The sequence below is a fragment of the Citrobacter amalonaticus genome, assembly GCF_018252635.1.
GTDB classification, from domain to species: Bacteria; Pseudomonadota; Gammaproteobacteria; order Enterobacterales; family Enterobacteriaceae; genus Citrobacter_A; species Citrobacter_A amalonaticus_E.
This window is the reverse complement of the sequence record NZ_JAGTXM010000003.1, coordinates 486,367-503,495: the sequence shown is the minus strand read 5'-3', so window position 1 is coordinate 503,495 and position 17,129 is coordinate 486,367. Positions and strand designations below refer to the sequence as shown.

Sequence of the window (17,129 nt, the reverse complement as noted above, 5' to 3'; positions counted from 1 at the left end):
GGAGGTGAATAAGATGACCAGCAAACCATTTTATAAAGAGCTTTATTTTCAGGTAATAGTTGGGATTGTGATTGGTGTCTCTCTTGGCTATTTCTTTCCGGATCTGGCAGTAAAAATGAAGCCATTAGGCGATGGCTTCATTAAGTTGATAGCCATGATCATTGGCCCGATCATTTTTTGTACCGTCGTCACCGGTATTGCCGGGATGCGCGATATGAAAGAACTGGGTCGGGTGGGTGGCAAGGCATTGATCTATTTTGCGGTAATGTCGATTGTCGCCTTAATTATCGGTCTGATTGGCGGCCATGTTATCCAGCCTGGCGCCGGATTTAATGTTGAGCTTTCCACTCTGGATACTTCAGCAATAAGTAAATATACCGAGAGCGCCAAAGAAGTGAACGTGGTGACTTTCGTGATGGGTATTATCCCATCAACCTTTGTAAGCGCCTTTTCTTCGGGGAATGTGCTGGCCATTCTGATGGTGTCTATTCTGTTTGGTTATTCTTTGTCAGCCATCGGTGAGAAAGGGCGGCCGGTATTTCAGTTTGTTGAAAGTGCGTCCCGCGTCTTTTTCCATAATGTGCATTTGATCTCCAAACTGTCGTCAATTGGGGCATTTGGCGCCATTGCGTATACCATCGGTGCCTATGGGCTTGCGTCGTTGATCCCGCTGGTCAAAATGGTCTTCGGCTTCTATCTGCTGCTGATTGTTTTTGTGGTCGTTGTTTATGGTGCTGTCGCCAGCGTCTGCCGTTTCAGCCTGTTCGCTTATCTCCGGTATATCAAAGAAGAACTGTTGATCATTCTGGGGACGGGCTCTTCATCGGTCGTCTTGCCTCACCTGATGGAAAAAGTGGAACGAATGGGGTGCCCAAAACCGGTAGTGGCGCTTGTCATACCGTCAGGGTATTCGTTCAATCTTAATGGCACCAATCTGTATATGACGATGGCTATCCTGTTTATCGCCCAGGCGACAAATACGGAACTTTCCTTCTCCAGCCAGATGATCTTGATCCTGGTTGCGATGTTGACCTCTAAAGGTGCAGCAGGCGTGACGGGGGCGGCATTTGTCATGTTAACCAGTACCCTGATTGTTCTGCCCGTAGTGCCTGTCGCCGGGATGGTTCTTATTCTGGGTATCCACCGTTTTGTCGGAACCGGACTGGCGATTGTCAACCTGATCGGTAACGGTATCGCAGCCATTGCGGTGTCTGCATGGGATGGTGTTCTTGATAAAGAACAAATGCGCCAGACGCTTAATACGCAGTCAAAAAACTCAGCGGTGGAATATCGCTCTGAGACACTCAAATAAAAGGAGGAAATAGTATGAGCAATGGATTCAGAGTATTTACTCAGCGTCATCTTCCTGACCCGGAGCTGATTGCTGCATTTAAAGCTATCCCGGCAGCGAATATTGCCGACTGCATGGGAAGACTCAGTGCGATGAACAGCACTATTCGTCGACTGTCTTTGCCATGTAAAGAGAACATGGTTGGGGTAGCTCTGACAGTGAAAGCCCGTGCCGGAGATAACTTAATGGTCCATAAGGCATTAAATATCCTGACTCCGGGTGACGTGCTGGTGGTCTCCAATGATGGCGGTAATAGCCAGGCGCTGATGGGTGAAATCATGATTACGTATGCCCAAACGCGTAAGGCCAGCGGGATCGTTCTGGATGGCCCTGTGCGTGATTTATACAGTATTCAGGCGATGGAATTTCCGGTTTACGCGACGGGAAGTACGCCTGCGGGTCCTTTTAAGGACGGACCAGGGGAGATTAATGTGCCGATATCCTGCGGCGGTATGTCGGTAATGCCGGGGGATATCATTGTCGGCGATGGTGATGGCGTTATTGTTATTGCCCGACAGGATGCGCGAGCACTTCTGGCAGAAGCTGAAAAATATCAGCTTTTTGACAGTAAAAAATTGCTGGCAACCCGGGCGGGTAACGCTGACCGCAGTTGGGTGGACAGGGAGCTCGCCAGTAAGCAATGTGAAATTATTCAAGATATCTGGCGTTAACGGTTGTTGCTGTAAAGGAAACGTCTCCTTATTGAGTGACGATAAGAATAAATACGTCTGGTCGTTTAAGAACGTGAGTCAATAGAATTATTGACGTTATCTGGCAACGGTTTAAATACGGCTGCGTATTTCCCCTGCAACCAATTCTGAAATTGGGATTTTTTAAAAATAAATATCACAGGGTAATATTATGAAAAGGAATCTTGTATTAAGCCTCTTTTTATTCTCGACAGCTTTTTCTTCGACTGCGGTCATGCTTGATTTCAGGCATGAGTATCTCGACGATAACAAAGTTCACCGTGACAGGATTCAGGTTTCGCATCGGTTTGCGAATGGTGTGGGATTCTTTGTTGAAGGGAAATTTAAATCGGGTGGAGATTCAACGGATAAACCGTTATCAGATATTGTTGACAACGGCAGCGAATACTCGCTCAATTACACCTACAAACTGACTCCGGTAATCGATTTACAACCCGGAATAGAGTTCGAAACCACGTCGTCTAAAACAATATATAAACCGTACTTACGCGGTTGGTATAACTTTGATTCGGGATTATATCTTTCCGTACGGTATCGTTATGAGTATGCACGAGATACCAGTGAAGGTAAAGATGACGAACATATTAACCGAGGCGATATCTGGCTGGGATATCGGTGGAAGACGCTCACCTTTGAAACCAATTACGTCTATAAGCACAGTGACGTAATCAAGTATGATAATAAGAAAGAGGATTATGAATATAATGGGCGGATTGCATGGAAAGCCTCTGCGCAATGGACGCCCTATGTCGAGGTGGGAAATGTTGCGGTATCCCCAATACGAGACGATCGCGAAAGTCGATATCGCTTAGGGTTGCAATATACATTCTGATGTCGTTGACATGACTGATAAGCACGCACCTGGAGTCATGCCGATCGGTTAAAGTCTTGTTGAACGATCCGGAAATACCCACCCGTTTGCGGATCTTTTTATACAAATTAAACAGATCAACTGGGTTTTATCAGGGGCCCATAAAAAAGGCCGCGAAAGCGGCCTTTTTAGATTTTAAACCCGTTACTTCGCTTTGTTTTCCAGGTTTTCGACCTGGGGCAAGCCCGTTGCTGAAGAGGCAGAAAGCAGGCCGGACTGCGCGTAGCCAAACAGCTTCTCGCGGGTATCGGTAATATCCAGGTTACGCATGGTCAGTTGCCCAATACGATCGTCCGGCGAGAACACGGAGTCGCCTTTTTCCATGGTCAAACGTTCTGGCTTGTAGGTCAGGTTGTCAGACACGGTATTCAGGATCGAGTAGTCATTGCCGCGACGCAGTTCCAGCGTGACTTCACCCGTTACCTGGCTGGCGACCCAACGTTGCAGACTATCACGCAGCATCAGCGCCTGAGAGTCGAACCAACGGCCCTGGTACAGCAAACGACCTAACTGACGACCATGTGCGTGATACTGCTCAATGGTATCTTCGTTATGAATGCCGGTCAGCAGACGCTCATAGGCGATATGCAGCAGTGCCATCCCCGGGGCTTCGTAAATGCCACGGCTTTTGGCTTCAATAATACGGTTTTCAATCTGGTCACTCATGCCCAGGCCGTGACGCCCGCCAATGCGGTTCGCTTCCAGCATCATTTCCACATCGTCACTAAAGGTTTTACCGTTCAGCGCGACCGGATGACCCTGTTCGAAACGCACGGTGACTTCTTCTGCCGTAATCTTCACGTTCTCATCCCAGAACTTCACGCCCATGATCGGGTTGACGATCTTGACGCTGGAGTTCAGAAACTCGAGGTCTTTGGCTTCGTGCGTGGCGCCGAGCATGTTGGAGTCTGTGGAGTAGGCTTTTTCAACAGACATTTTGTAGTCGAAACCGCAGGCGATCATAAACTCAGACATCTCATGACGACCGCCCAGTTCATCAATAAAATCCGTATCCAGCCACGGTTTGTAAATCTGCAACTCGGCATTGGTGAGCAGACCATAACGGTAGAAACGTTCGATATCGTTTCCTTTATAGGTGCTGCCGTCGCCCCAGATGTTAACGCCGTCTTCTTTCATCGCCGCAACCAGCATGGTGCCGGTCACCGCACGACCCAGCGGCGTGGTGTTGAAATAGGTCAGTCCGCCAGTGGTGTTATGGAATGCGCCACACTGAATCGCTGCGATACCTTCGGCAACCAGTTGTTTACGGCAGTCAATCAGACGAGCATTCTCGGCACCGTATTCCATTGCACGACGAGGGATCTCTTCATAGTCCTCCTCGTCTGGCTGACCCAGGTTCGCAGTATATGCATATGGGACAGCCCCTTTTTGTCGCATCCACAGCAGTGCAGCGCTGGTGTCCAGACCACCGGAAAAAGCGATACCAATACGTTGACCTACCGGGAGATGCTTGAGAATCGTCGTCATAAAATAAAACCCTGCTTGATAGACTGATGGTGAGATCGGCTTTCTACTCTCAGTGCATGTTTATGCAAAATAAATGAGTTTTCATTTAATCATCTTTTTACGGAGACAGGAAGAGTTTCGTGTTTTTTTCCGCAAATTACGCTGGTGACAGCGTGTCAGGTTATGTTGTTAACAAGGTTGACACAATGGGGGGGTAATCAATATAATACGCGCAGATTTTACGTCCCGTCCTCGGTACCAAATCCCAGCAGTATTTGCATCTTTTACCCAAAACGAGTAAAATTTGCCACGTTTCAGGCGCGGGGTGGAGCAGCCTGGTAGCTCGTCGGGCTCATAACCCGAAGGTCGTCGGTTCAAATCCGGCCCCCGCAACCACTTTCCCTTAGAGTTCTTTTTCAAATATACTGTGAAGACTATGGCCTTCGTAGCTGGATTTGAAAAAAATTCTTTTGGAAGGTTCTCCAGACCGCAGTTGCGGTTATAGGGTTCAGTTATCTAAAGCCCCGATTTATCGGGGTTTTTTGTTATCTGACTACAGAATAACTGGGCTTTAGGCCCTTTTTTTATGTCTTGGGGGTGGGCTTGTCCACATTAGAGCAAAAATTAACAGAGATGATTACAGCACCAGTTGAAGCCTTAGGTTACGAGCTGGTCGGCATCGAATTTATTCGCGGTCGCACATCCACACTGCGCATCTATATTGATAGTGAAGATGGCATCAATGTTGATGATTGTGCTGATGTGAGCCACCAGGTGAGCGCAGTTCTGGACGTCGAAGATCCGATTACTGTGGCTTATAACCTGGAAGTCTCCTCTCCGGGGCTCGACCGCCCAATGTTCACTGCTGAACACTATGTGCGTTTCCTGGGTGAAGAAGTGTCGCTGGTACTCCGCATGGCGGTACAGAATCGCCGTAAATGGCAGGGCGTTATCAAAGCGGTAGATGGTGAAATGATCACCGTCACAGTCGAAGGAAAAGATGAAGTGTTCGCGCTGAGTAATATCCAGAAGGCGAACCTGGTTCCCCACTTTTAACAGTCTGGATGAGGTGAAAAGCCCGCGATGAACAAAGAAATTTTGGCTGTTGTTGAAGCCGTATCCAATGAAAAGGCGCTGCCACGCGAGAAAATTTTTGAAGCGCTGGAAAGTGCGCTGGCTACAGCGACAAAGAAAAAATATGAACAAGAGATTGACGTTCGCGTAGAAATCGATCGTAAAAGCGGTGATTTTGACACTTTCCGCCGTTGGGTGATCGTTGAAGAAGTGACCCAGCCGACGAAAGAAATCACGCTGGAAGCTGCGCGTTTTGAAGACGAAAGCCTGAATCTGGGCGATTACGTTGAAGATCAAATTGAATCTGTGACCTTTGACCGTATCACGACCCAGACCGCAAAACAGGTTATCGTACAGAAGGTTCGTGAAGCTGAACGCGCGATGGTTGTCGATCAGTTCCGTGAACACGAAGGTGAAATCATCACCGGCGTGGTGAAGAAAGTGAATCGCGACAACATCTCTTTGGATCTGGGCAGCAATGCAGAAGCTGTGATCCTGCGTGAAGACATGCTGCCGCGTGAAAACTTCCGCCCTGGCGACCGTATTCGTGGCGTTCTTTACTCCGTTCGCCCGGAAGCACGTGGCGCACAGCTGTTCGTCACCCGTTCCAAGCCGGAAATGCTGATCGAACTGTTCCGCATTGAAGTGCCGGAAATTGGCGAAGAAGTGATTGAAATTAAAGCTGCGGCTCGCGATCCGGGTTCTCGTGCGAAAATCGCGGTGAAAACCAACGACAAGCGTATCGACCCGGTCGGCGCATGTGTCGGTATGCGTGGCGCGCGCGTTCAGGCGGTTTCGACCGAACTGGGCGGCGAGCGCATCGATATCGTCCTGTGGGATGATAACCCGGCGCAGTTCGTGATTAACGCGATGGCACCTGCTGACGTTGCATCTATTGTGGTGGATGAAGATAAACACACCATGGATATCGCCGTTGAAGCAGGTAACCTGGCGCAAGCAATTGGACGTAATGGTCAGAACGTCCGCCTGGCTTCGCAATTAAGCGGCTGGGAACTCAACGTGATGACCGTTGATGACCTCCAGGCTAAACATCAGGCTGAAGCACACGCCGCGATCGATACCTTCACTAAATATCTCGATATTGATGAAGAGTTCGCCACTGTTCTGGTTGAAGAAGGGTTCGCAACCCTGGAAGAACTGGCCTACGTGCCAATGAAAGAACTGTTGGAAATCGATGGCCTTGATGAGCCGACCGTTGAAGCACTGCGCGAGCGTGCTAAAAACGCACTGACCACTCTGGCACTGGCCCAGGAAGAAAGCCTCGGTGATAACAAGCCGGCTGACGATCTGCTGAATCTGGAAGGATTAGATCGCGATATGGCCTTCAAACTGGCTGCCCGTGGTGTTTGTACGCTGGAAGATCTCGCCGAACAGGGCATTGATGATCTGGCTGATATCGAAGGGTTGACCGACGAAAAAGCCGGTGAGCTGATTATGGCTGCCCGTAATATTTGCTGGTTCGGCGACGAAGCGTAATAAACTGTAGCAGGAAGGAACAGCATGACAGATGTAACCGTAAAAGCGCTGGCCGCAGAGATACAGACCTCCGTGGATCGCCTGGTACAGCAATTTGCTGATGCCGGTATCCCGAAGTCTGCTGATGACTCTGTGTCCGCACAAGAAAAACAGACTTTACTGGCGCACCTGAACCGTGAAAATGGTTCGGGCCCGGATAAGCTGACGCTGCAGCGTAAAACGCGTAGCACCCTGAACATTCCAGGTACCGGTGGAAAAAGCAAATCGGTACAAATCGAAGTCCGCAAGAAGCGCACCTTTGTGAAACGTGATCCGCAAGAGGCCGAACGCCTTGCCGCGGAAGAGCAAGCGCAGCGTGAAGCGGAAGAGCAAGCCCGTCGTGAGGCAGAAGAACTGGCCAAACGCGAGGCGCAACAAAAAGCTGACCGTGAGGCCGCAGAACAAGCTAAACGTGACGCCGCTGATAAAGCGAAACGTGAAGCTGCGGAAAAAGACAAAGTGAGCAATCAACAGACTGACGATATGACCAAAACCGCCCAGGCCGAGAAAGCCCGCCGTGAAAATGAAGCTGCAGAGCTGAAGCGTAAAGCGGAAGAAGAAGCACGTCGCAAACTTGAAGAAGAAGCGCGTCGCGTAGCGGAAGAAGCTCGCCGTATGGCGGAAGAGAACGCAGGCGTGTGGGCTGAGCAGGAAAAAGTGGAAGAAGATAAGAGCGATTATCACGTCACTACTTCTCAACACGCTCGCCAGGCCGAAGACGAAAACGATCGTGAAGTGGAAGGCGGTCGTGGCCGTGGCCGCAACACGAAAGCTGCGCGTCCGGCGAAGAAAGGTAACAAACACGCTGAATCCAAAGCTGACCGTGAAGAAGCGCGTGCCGCGGTTCGCGGTGGTAAAGGCGGCAAACAGCGTAAAGGTTCCGCGCTGCAGCAGGGCTTCCAGAAGCCAGCACAGGCTGTTAACCGTGACGTTGTGATTGGTGAAACCATCACCGTTGGCGATCTGGCCAACAAGATGGCGGTGAAAGGCTCTCAGGTCATCAAAGCGATGATGAAGCTGGGCGCAATGGCCACCATTAACCAGGTGATCGACCAGGAAACCGCACAGCTGGTTGCCGAAGAGATGGGTCACAAAGTTATCCTGCGTCGTGAGAACGAGCTGGAAGAGGCAGTAATGAGCGACCGTGACACAGGTGCTGCGGCTGAACCGCGCGCGCCGGTCGTGACCATCATGGGTCACGTTGACCACGGTAAAACCTCGCTGCTGGACTACATTCGTTCAACGAAAGTGGCCTCTGGCGAAGCGGGCGGCATTACTCAGCACATCGGTGCTTACCACGTTGAAACCGACAACGGTATGATCACCTTCCTGGATACCCCGGGTCACGCCGCGTTTACCTCCATGCGTGCTCGTGGTGCGCAGGCTACGGATATCGTGGTTCTGGTGGTTGCAGCAGACGACGGCGTGATGCCGCAGACTATCGAAGCTATCCAGCACGCGAAAGCGGCGGGTGTGCCGGTTGTGGTTGCGGTGAACAAAATCGATAAGCCGGAAGCCGATCCGGATCGTGTTAAAAATGAACTGTCCCAGTACGGCATTTTGCCGGAAGAGTGGGGCGGTGAGAGCCAGTTCGTCCACGTTTCTGCAAAAGCGGGCACGGGTATCGACGAACTGCTGGATGCAATCCTGCTGCAGGCCGAAGTTCTCGAACTGAAAGCGGTCCGTAAAGGGATGGCGAGCGGTGCGGTTATCGAATCCTTCCTGGATAAAGGTCGTGGTCCGGTTGCTACCGTACTGGTACGTGAAGGTACGCTGCACAAAGGCGATATCGTACTGTGCGGCTTCGAATACGGCCGCGTCCGCGCGATGCGTAACGAACTGGGCCAGGAAGTGCTGGAAGCGGGCCCGTCCATTCCAGTGGAAATCCTGGGTCTGTCCGGTGTTCCGGCTGCCGGTGACGAAGTGACCGTGGTACGTGACGAGAAGAAAGCACGTGAAGTTGCGCTGTATCGTCAGGGCAAATTCCGTGAAGTGAAACTGGCACGTCAGCAGAAATCTAAACTCGAGAACATGTTCGCCAACATGACCGAAGGCGAAGTTCACGAAGTTAACATCGTGCTGAAGGCAGACGTTCAGGGTTCTGTGGAAGCGATCTCCGACTCCTTGCTGAAACTGTCTACCGACGAAGTGAAAGTGAAGATCATCGGTTCTGGTGTCGGTGGTATCACCGAAACCGACGCGACTCTGGCGGCTGCGTCCAACGCGATTCTGGTTGGCTTTAACGTCCGTGCGGATGCCTCTGCGCGTAAAGTGATTGAATCTGAAAGCCTGGATCTGCGTTATTACTCCGTCATCTATAACCTGATCGACGAAGTCAAAGCGGCGATGAGCGGTATGCTGTCTCCGGAACTGAAACAGCAGATCATCGGTCTGGCTGAAGTGCGTGATGTGTTTAAATCACCGAAATTTGGTGCCATCGCGGGCTGTATGGTTACCGAAGGAACGATCAAGCGTCACAACCCGATCCGCGTCCTGCGTGACAACGTGGTTATCTACGAAGGCGAGCTGGAATCCCTGCGCCGCTTCAAAGATGACGTTAACGAAGTTCGTAACGGCATGGAATGTGGTATCGGCGTGAAGAACTACAACGACGTCCGCGTAGGCGATATGATCGAAGTGTTCGAGATCATCGAGATTCAGCGTACCATCGCATAATCTTCGTTATGTCCGGGTTGTAGGCCTGATAAGCGTAGCGCCATCAGGCTTCAAAGCGCCACCCGGCACTCATTTTTAAAAGGGGCTCAAGGCCCCTTTTTTGTCTGGAGAATTTATTATGGCGAAAGAATTTGGTCGCCCGCAGCGTGTGGGACAGGAGATGCAAAAAGAAATCGCAATCATCCTGCAACGCGAAATTAAAGACCCGCGTCTGGGCATGATGACCACCGTGTCCGGAGTCGAAATGTCTCGCGATCTGGCGTATGCCAAAGTGTATGTCACCTTCCTTAATGACAAAGATGAAGACGCTATCAAGGCGGGCATCAAAGCGTTACAGGAAGCGTCCGGCTTCATCCGTAGCCTGCTGGGTAAAGCGATGCGTCTGCGTATCGTGCCAGAGCTGACCTTCTTCTACGATAACTCGCTGGTGGAAGGGATGCGTATGTCCAACCTGGTGACCAACGTGGTTAAACATGACGAAGAACGTCGTGTAAACCCGGACGACAGCAAGGAGGACTAATGAGTCGTCCTCGTCGTCGTGGTCGCGACATTCACGGTGTCCTGCTGCTGGATAAGCCGCAGGGCATGTCCAGCAATGACGTACTGCAAAAAGTCAAACGCATCTATAACGCCAACCGCGCCGGGCATACCGGGGCGCTGGATCCGTTAGCGACCGGCATGCTGCCGATTTGTCTCGGAGAAGCGACCAAGTTTTCGCAATATCTGCTGGATTCTGACAAGCGTTATCGGGTGATTGCCCGTCTGGGGCAGCGTACCGATACCTCCGATGCTGATGGGCAAATCGTGCAGGAGCGTCCGATCACCTTCACCCCTGAACAGCTGGCTGCCGCGTTGGACACTTTCCGCGGCGATATCGAACAGATTCCGTCGATGTACTCGGCGTTGAAGTATCAGGGTAAAAAACTGTACGAATACGCGCGCCAGGGCATTGAAGTGCCGCGAGAAGCCCGGCCTATTACCGTTTACGAGCTGCAGTTTATCCGTCATGAAGGGGATGAACTGGAACTGGAAGTGCACTGTTCGAAAGGCACCTATATTCGTACTATTATTGACGATCTGGGTGAAAAGCTGGGATGCGGCGCGCATGTGATCTTCCTGCGTCGTCTGACCGTCAGTAAATATCCGGTAGATCGTATGGTCACACTGGAACGTCTGCGTGACATGGTCGAACAAGCGGAACAACAGGGGATCCCGGCAGCACAGTTGCTTGATCCGCTGCTGATGCCGATGGACAGTCCGGCTTCGGACTACCCTGTGGTTAATTTGCCGCTAACCTCTTCGGTTTACTTCAAAAACGGTAATCCGGTTCGCACGAACGGCGCGCCGCTGGAAGGGTTAGTCCGTGTCACGGAAGGTGATGACGCTAAATTTATCGGCATGGGCGAGATCGACGACGACGGTCGCGTGGCGCCTCGCCGATTAGTGGTGGAGTATCCGGCGTAGCACGGGTTCGTCTTGCGATAAGAAGGCGCTACGAGTAGAATACTGCCGCTTAACGTTGCGTGAATTTGTTAACAGTTCGCACAGCGTACACTGGGAACGCTGAATTAGAGATCGGCGTCCTTTCATACTTAATACTTTGGAGTTTTAAAATGTCTCTAAGTACTGAAGCTACAGCTAAAATCGTTTCTGAGTTCGGTCGTGATGCAAACGACACCGGTTCTACCGATGTTCAGGTTGCTCTGTTGACTGCACAGATTAACCACCTGCAGGGCCACTTTGCAGAGCACAAAAAAGATCACCACAGCCGTCGTGGTCTGCTGCGCATGGTTTCTCAGCGTCGTAAACTGCTCGACTACCTGAAACGTAAAGATGTTGCACGCTACACCGCGCTGATCGAGCGTCTGGGTCTGCGTCGCTAATTCCTGCGAGTTTCGTAAAAGGGGGCCTTCATGGCCCCTTTTTTCAAGCAGATGGCAGCAATTCACTGGAAACTATTGTATTGTTGCTATGAATGATCTTCCGTTGCAGAGGTTCGCGCGGCTAATGAGAGGCTTTACCCAATATTGTAAGGGTTAGGGTTGTCATTAGTCGCGAGGATGCGCAGAAGATCGGGTATTAACGGCGACTCAGTCTGTGTCGCCAAAATTTGAAAGGATATTATTTTGCTTAATCCGATCGTTCGTAAATTCCAGTACGGTCAGCATACCGTCACGCTGGAAACCGGCATGATGGCCCGTCAGGCCACTGCCGCTGTTATGGTTAGCATGGATGACACTGCGGTATTCGTGACCGTTGTTGGCCAGAAAAAAGCGAAGCCGGGCCAGGACTTCTTCCCGCTGACCGTTAACTATCAGGAGCGTACCTACGCTGCTGGCCGTATCCCTGGTAGCTTCTTCCGTCGTGAAGGCCGTCCAAGCGAAGGCGAAACCCTGATCGCGCGTCTGATTGACCGCCCGGTTCGCCCGCTGTTCCCGGAAGGTTTCGTGAACGAAGTTCAGGTTATCGCCACCGTCGTTTCCGTTAACCCGCAGGTTAACCCGGATATCGTTGCGATGATCGGTGCCTCTGCTGCGCTGTCTCTGTCTGGTATTCCGTTCAACGGCCCAATCGGTGCGGCACGTGTGGGTTATATCAATGAGCAGTACGTACTGAACCCAACTCAGGACGAGCTGAAAGAGAGCAAGCTGGATCTGGTGGTTGCGGGTACCGAAGCTGCCGTACTGATGGTTGAATCCGAAGCGGAACTTCTGAGTGAAGACACCATGCTGGGCGCCGTAGTATTCGGTCACGAACAACAGCAGATTGTTATCCAGAACATCAACGACCTGGTCAAAGAAGCCGGTAAACCGCGTTGGGACTGGCAGCCGGAAGCGGTGAACGAAGCGCTGAACGCGCGCGTTGCAGCCCTGGCTGAATCTCGCCTGAGCGATGCGTATCGTATCACCGACAAACAAGAGCGTTATGCTCAGGTTGACGTGATCAAATCTGAAACCATCGCGACGCTGGTTGCTGAAGACGAAACCCTGGACGCTAACGAACTGGGTGAAATCCTGCACGCGATCGAGAAAAACGTGGTGCGTAGCCGTGTACTGGCAGGGGAGCCGCGTATCGATGGTCGTGAAAAAGACATGATCCGTGGTCTGGACGTGCGCACTGGCGTACTGCCGCGTACTCACGGTTCTGCTCTGTTCACCCGTGGCGAAACACAGGCGCTGGTTACTGCCACGCTGGGTACCGCACGTGACGCACAGGTTCTTGACGAACTGATGGGCGAGCGTACTGACAGCTTCCTGTTCCACTACAACTTCCCTCCGTACTCCGTTGGTGAAACTGGCATGGTCGGTTCTCCGAAGCGTCGTGAAATTGGTCACGGTCGTCTGGCGAAGCGCGGCGTTCTGGCTGTTATGCCGGAAATGGACAAATTCCCGTACACCGTACGTGTGGTGTCTGAAATCACCGAATCTAACGGTTCTTCTTCCATGGCTTCCGTCTGTGGCGCTTCTCTGGCGCTGATGGATGCAGGTGTGCCGATCAAAGCTGCCGTTGCGGGTATCGCAATGGGTCTGGTGAAAGAAGGCGACAACTTTGTCGTACTGTCTGACATCCTGGGCGATGAAGACCACCTCGGCGATATGGACTTCAAAGTGGCGGGTTCCCGCGACGGTATCTCTGCGCTGCAGATGGATATCAAAATTGAAGGTATCACGAAAGAGATCATGCAGGTTGCACTGAACCAGGCTAAAGGTGCACGTCTGCACATCCTGGGTGTGATGGAACAGGCGATCAACGCGCCGCGCGGTGACATTTCTCAGTTCGCTCCGCGTATCCACACCATCAAGATCAATCCGGACAAGATCAAAGACGTGATCGGTAAGGGCGGTTCTGTGATCCGTTCGTTGACCGAAGAAACCGGCACCACCATCGAAATCGAAGATGACGGTACTGTGAAGATCGCGGCGACCGACGGTGAGAAAGCGAAACACGCTATCCGTCGTATCGAAGAGATCACTGCAGAAATCGAAGTCGGTCGTATCTACAATGGTAAAGTGACCCGTATCGTTGACTTTGGCGCGTTCGTTGCCATCGGCGGCGGTAAAGAAGGTCTGGTTCACATCTCGCAGATCGCAGATAAGCGCGTAGAGAAAGTGACCGATTACCTGCAGATGGGCCAGGAAGTACCGGTTAAAGTACTGGAAGTTGATCGCCAGGGCCGTGTACGTCTGAGCATTAAAGAAGCAACTGAACAATCTCAGCCGGCGGCGGCACCGGAAGCACCGGCTAGCCAACAGGGCGAGTAAGGTTGCCATTTGCCCTCCGCGGTTGCGGAGGGCTTTTAACCTGGCAGGACGCCTTGTTAGCAACCGGGGAACAGGACGTTCAATTAATCGTTGTCTTCGGGAGTGGGAAATGAAGCCTTTTTTGCGCTGGTGTTTCGTGGCAACAGCACTTACGCTGGCTGGATGCAGTAATTCCACCTGGCGTAAGAGTGAAGTCCTCGCAGTACCATTGCAACCGACTTTGCAGCAGGAAGTGATTCTGGCACGCATGGAACAAATTCTTGCCAGTCGGGCTTTAACCGATGACGAACGCGCACAGCTTTTATATGAGCGCGGAGTGTTGTATGATAGTCTCGGTCTGAGGGCATTAGCGCGAAATGATTTTTCACAAGCGTTGGCAATCCGACCCGATATGCCTGAAGTATTCAATTACTTAGGCATTTATTTAACGCAGGCAGGCAATTTTGATGCTGCCTATGAAGCGTTTGATTCTGTACTTGAGCTTGATCCAACTTACAACTACGCGCACTTAAATCGCGGTATCGCATTGTATTACGGCGGTCGCGACAAGTTAGCGCAAGATGATCTGCTGGCGTTTTATCAAGACGATCCCAATGATCCTTTCCGCAGTCTGTGGCTTTATCTCGCTGAGCAGAAGCTCGATGAGAAGCAGGCTAAAGTCGCGCTGAAACAGCGCTACGAGAAATCGGATAAAGAACAATGGGGATGGAACATTGTCGAGTTCTACCTGGGCAACATTAGCGAAGCAACGCTGATGGATAGGCTCAAGGCGGACGCAACGGATAACACCTCGCTCGCTGAGCATCTCAGTGAAACCAACTTCTATTTAGGTAAGTATTACCTAAGTCTGGGGGATTTGGACAACGCTACGGCATTGTTCAAACTGGCGGTGGCTAACAACGTTCATAACTTTGTTGAGCACCGATATGCATTGTTGGAATTATCGCTCCTGGGCCAGGACCAAGATGACCTGGCAGAATCGGACCAGCAATAGCTGACGTACACATCAGCCCGTAATCTTTTTTGATTGCCATCACCTTCGCGGGTGAGGGCGTTGTTGTTCGTTAATACACCTACTTTGAGCCGGTTCACACTTTTCAATGAAAATTGCAGATCAATTTCATGATGAGTTATGTAGACTGGCCGCCATTAATTTTGAGGCACACGTACTACATGGCTGAATTCGAAACCACTTTTGCAGATCTGGGCCTGAAGGCTCCTATCCTTGAAGCCCTTAACGATCTGGGTTACGAAAAACCATCTCCAATCCAGGCAGAGTGCATTCCGCATCTGCTGGGCGGTCGCGATGTTCTGGGTATGGCCCAGACCGGTAGCGGCAAAACGGCAGCGTTCTCTTTACCGCTGCTCAACAATCTTGATCCTGAGCTGAAGGCACCTCAGATTCTGGTGCTGGCACCGACCCGCGAACTGGCGGTTCAGGTAGCCGAGGCCATGACGGATTTCTCTAAACACATGCGCGGCGTGAACGTTGTTGCCCTGTACGGCGGCCAGCGTTATGACGTGCAGTTACGCGCCCTGCGTCAAGGGCCGCAGATCGTGGTCGGTACGCCGGGTCGTCTGCTTGATCACTTAAAACGCGGTACCCTGGATCTGTCTCGTCTGAGCGGTCTGGTGCTGGACGAAGCCGATGAAATGCTGCGTATGGGCTTCATCGAAGACGTTGAAACCATCATGGCGCAGATCCCGGAAGGTCATCAGACCGCTCTGTTCTCTGCCACCATGCCGGAAGCGATTCGTCGCATTACCCGCCGCTTCATGAAAGAGCCGCAGGAAGTGCGCATTCAGTCCAGCGTCACTACCCGTCCGGACATCAGCCAGAGCTACTGGACTGTCTGGGGCATGCGTAAAAACGAAGCGCTGGTGCGTTTCCTGGAAGCGGAAGATTTTGATGCGGCAATTATCTTTGTTCGTACCAAAAACGCGACTCTGGAAGTGGCTGAAGCGCTGGAGCGTAGCGGCTATAACAGCGCCGCGCTGAACGGCGACATGAACCAGGCGTTGCGTGAGCAGACCCTGGAACGTCTTAAAGACGGTCGTCTGGATATCCTGATTGCAACTGACGTTGCGGCTCGTGGCCTGGACGTTGAGCGTATCAGCCTGGTCGTAAACTATGATATCCCAATGGATTCCGAATCTTACGTTCACCGTATCGGCCGTACTGGTCGTGCGGGTCGTGCAGGCCGTGCACTGCTGTTCGTTGAGAACCGCGAGCGTCGTCTGCTGCGTAACATTGAACGCACCATGAAGCTGACCATTCCGGAAGTTGAACTGCCGAACGCAGAACTGCTGGGCAAACGTCGTCTGGAAAAATTTGCGGCTAAAGTACAGCAGCAACTGGAAAGCAGCGATCTGGATCAGTACCGCGCACTGCTGGCGAAACTGCAGCCGACGGCGGAAGACGAAGAGCTGGATATCGAAACCCTGGCGGCTGCTCTGCTGAAGATGGCTCAGGGCGAACGTCCGCTGATTCTGCCGCCAGATGCGCCGATGCGTCCGAAGCGTGAATTCCGCGACCGTGACGATCGTGGCCCGCGTGACCGTAACGATCGTGGCCCGCGTGGCGACCGTGAAGACCGTCCGCGCCGTGAACGTCGTGACGTAGGCGATATGCAATTGTACCGCATTGAAGTGGGTCGTGATGATGGCGTTGAAGTTCGTCATATCGTTGGCGCAATTGCGAACGAAGGCGACATTAGCAGCCGTTACATTGGTAACATCAAGCTGTTCGCTTCGCACTCCACCATCGAACTGCCGAAAGGTATGCCGGGTGAAGTACTGCAGCACTTTACGCGCACTCGTATCCTGAACAAGCCGATGAACATGCAACTGCTGGGCGATGCACAGCCGCACACTGAACGTCGTGGCGGTGGTCGTAGCTTCGGTGGTGAGCGTCGTGGCGAAGGTCGCGGTTTCGGCGGTGAGCGTCGTGAAGGCGGTCGTGGTGATGGTCGTCGTTTCAGCGGCGAACGTCGCGAAGGTAGCCGTGCACCACGTCGTGAAGACGGTCCCAGCCGTCGTCGTGACGCGTAAACTTCTTGTTTACTGACGTAAAGTAATAGATACAGCCCCGGTAAAACTATCGGGGCTTTTTTTATTTCTTTTGTACTATTGTACTGGTACAGTGCAACACATTAAAATGCGGCCACAACATTATTCGCTGG

At 51.9% G+C, this 17,129-nt stretch carries 14 protein-coding genes and 1 tRNA gene; 14 read left to right on the top strand and 1 reads right to left on the bottom strand.

Features of this window, described 5'->3' with window-relative positions; genetic code table 11:
* Positions 1-13: 13 nt before the first annotated feature.
* The 3 genes from dctA to KE671_RS12160 all read left to right on the top strand — a co-directional run bounded on the left by dctA (position 14) and on the right by KE671_RS12160 (position 2,893).
* Complete coding sequence (gene dctA, locus KE671_RS12170) at positions 14-1,312, top strand: C4-dicarboxylate transporter DctA (RefSeq protein ID WP_206163169.1); 1,299 nt, start codon at positions 14-16, stop codon at positions 1,310-1,312.
* A 14-nt stretch (positions 1,313-1,326) separates the two neighbouring features.
* On the top strand, positions 1,327-2,022 hold the full coding sequence (locus tag KE671_RS12165) for an RraA family protein (protein ID WP_206163168.1): 696 nt from the start codon (positions 1,327-1,329) through the stop codon (positions 2,020-2,022).
* A 190-nt stretch (positions 2,023-2,212) separates the two neighbouring features.
* Entirely contained in the window at positions 2,213-2,893 is a 681-nt protein-coding gene (locus KE671_RS12160) for an oligogalacturonate-specific porin KdgM family protein (RefSeq protein WP_206163167.1), read from the top strand.
* 183 nt (positions 2,894-3,076) lie between these two features.
* Here the strand turns inward: KE671_RS12160 and argG are convergent, their stop codons facing one another.
* Complete coding sequence (gene argG, locus KE671_RS12155) at positions 3,077-4,420, bottom strand: argininosuccinate synthase (RefSeq protein ID WP_206163166.1); 1,344 nt, start codon at positions 4,418-4,420, stop codon at positions 3,077-3,079.
* 298 nt (positions 4,421-4,718) lie between these two features.
* On the opposite strand from argG, the gene KE671_RS12150 reads away from it, so the two are divergent.
* From KE671_RS12150 to deaD, 11 genes are all read left to right on the top strand, one after another.
* Positions 4,719-4,795: transfer RNA gene (locus tag KE671_RS12150), tRNA-Met, on the top strand.
* Positions 4,796-5,002: 207 nt separating this feature from the next.
* Entirely contained in the window at positions 5,003-5,455 is a 453-nt protein-coding gene (gene rimP / locus KE671_RS12145) for a ribosome maturation factor RimP (RefSeq protein ID WP_043001756.1), read from the top strand.
* Positions 5,456-5,482: 27 nt separating this feature from the next.
* Positions 5,483-6,970: a transcription termination factor NusA gene (nusA, locus tag KE671_RS12140; protein ID WP_042325113.1), complete on the top strand. Its 1,488-nt coding sequence runs from the start codon at positions 5,483-5,485 to the stop codon at positions 6,968-6,970.
* Between the two features lie 24 nt (positions 6,971-6,994).
* Entirely contained in the window at positions 6,995-9,685 is a 2,691-nt protein-coding gene (gene infB, locus KE671_RS12135) for a translation initiation factor IF-2 (protein WP_206163165.1), read from the top strand.
* Between the two features lie 118 nt (positions 9,686-9,803).
* Entirely contained in the window at positions 9,804-10,205 is a 402-nt protein-coding gene (rbfA, locus tag KE671_RS12130) for a 30S ribosome-binding factor RbfA (protein ID WP_042998283.1), read from the top strand.
* A complete protein-coding gene (truB, locus tag KE671_RS12125) occupies positions 10,205-11,149 on the top strand; it encodes a tRNA pseudouridine(55) synthase TruB (protein WP_206163164.1) in 945 nt (314 codons plus the stop codon). Before rbfA ends, truB begins: the two co-directional genes overlap by 1 nt.
* 149 nt (positions 11,150-11,298) lie before the next feature.
* Positions 11,299-11,568 (top strand): 30S ribosomal protein S15, encoded by a 270-nt coding sequence (gene rpsO, locus KE671_RS12120; protein ID WP_000059465.1) that lies wholly within the window; start codon positions 11,299-11,301, stop codon positions 11,566-11,568.
* Between the two features lie 243 nt (positions 11,569-11,811).
* Complete coding sequence (gene pnp / locus KE671_RS12115; protein WP_206163163.1) at positions 11,812-13,947, top strand: polyribonucleotide nucleotidyltransferase; 2,136 nt, start codon at positions 11,812-11,814, stop codon at positions 13,945-13,947.
* 109 nt (positions 13,948-14,056) lie between these two features.
* Positions 14,057-14,941, top strand: coding sequence for a lipoprotein NlpI (nlpI, locus tag KE671_RS12110; RefSeq protein ID WP_206163162.1), 885 nt, complete (start codon positions 14,057-14,059; stop codon positions 14,939-14,941).
* Between the two features lie 106 nt (positions 14,942-15,047).
* Positions 15,048-15,128 carry a protein YrbN gene (gene yrbN / locus KE671_RS12105; RefSeq protein ID WP_010723222.1) on the top strand — a complete coding sequence of 27 codons (81 nt, stop codon included), beginning with the start codon at positions 15,048-15,050 and terminating at the stop codon, positions 15,126-15,128.
* Positions 15,121-16,998, top strand: a complete 1,878-nt coding sequence (gene deaD, locus KE671_RS12100; protein ID WP_206163161.1) for a DEAD/DEAH family ATP-dependent RNA helicase — start codon at positions 15,121-15,123, stop codon at positions 16,996-16,998. Before yrbN ends, deaD begins: the two co-directional genes overlap by 8 nt.
* Positions 16,999-17,129 lie beyond the last annotated feature (131 nt).

Excerpts from the sequence above, each read along its gene's own strand:
- dctA (WP_206163169.1), top strand. The coding sequence starts at position 14 with ATGACCAGCAAACCATTTTATAAAGAGCTTTATTTTCAGGTAATAGTT.
- KE671_RS12165 (WP_206163168.1), top strand. The coding sequence starts at position 1,327 with ATGAGCAATGGATTCAGAGTATTTACTCAGCGTCATCTTCCTGACCCG.
- KE671_RS12160 (WP_206163167.1), top strand. The coding sequence starts at position 2,213 with ATGAAAAGGAATCTTGTATTAAGCCTCTTTTTATTCTCGACAGCTTTT.
- argG (WP_206163166.1), bottom strand. The coding sequence starts at position 4,420 with ATGACGACGATTCTCAAGCATCTCCCGGTAGGTCAACGTATTGGTATC.
- nusA (WP_042325113.1), top strand. The coding sequence starts at position 5,483 with ATGAACAAAGAAATTTTGGCTGTTGTTGAAGCCGTATCCAATGAAAAG.
- infB (WP_206163165.1), top strand. The coding sequence starts at position 6,995 with ATGACAGATGTAACCGTAAAAGCGCTGGCCGCAGAGATACAGACCTCC.
- rbfA (WP_042998283.1), top strand. The coding sequence starts at position 9,804 with ATGGCGAAAGAATTTGGTCGCCCGCAGCGTGTGGGACAGGAGATGCAA.
- truB (WP_206163164.1), top strand. The coding sequence starts at position 10,205 with ATGAGTCGTCCTCGTCGTCGTGGTCGCGACATTCACGGTGTCCTGCTG.
- rpsO (WP_000059465.1), top strand. The coding sequence starts at position 11,299 with ATGTCTCTAAGTACTGAAGCTACAGCTAAAATCGTTTCTGAGTTCGGT.
- nlpI (WP_206163162.1), top strand. The coding sequence starts at position 14,057 with ATGAAGCCTTTTTTGCGCTGGTGTTTCGTGGCAACAGCACTTACGCTG.
- yrbN (WP_010723222.1), top strand. The coding sequence starts at position 15,048 with ATGAAAATTGCAGATCAATTTCATGATGAGTTATGTAGACTGGCCGCC.
- deaD (WP_206163161.1), top strand. The coding sequence starts at position 15,121 with ATGGCTGAATTCGAAACCACTTTTGCAGATCTGGGCCTGAAGGCTCCT.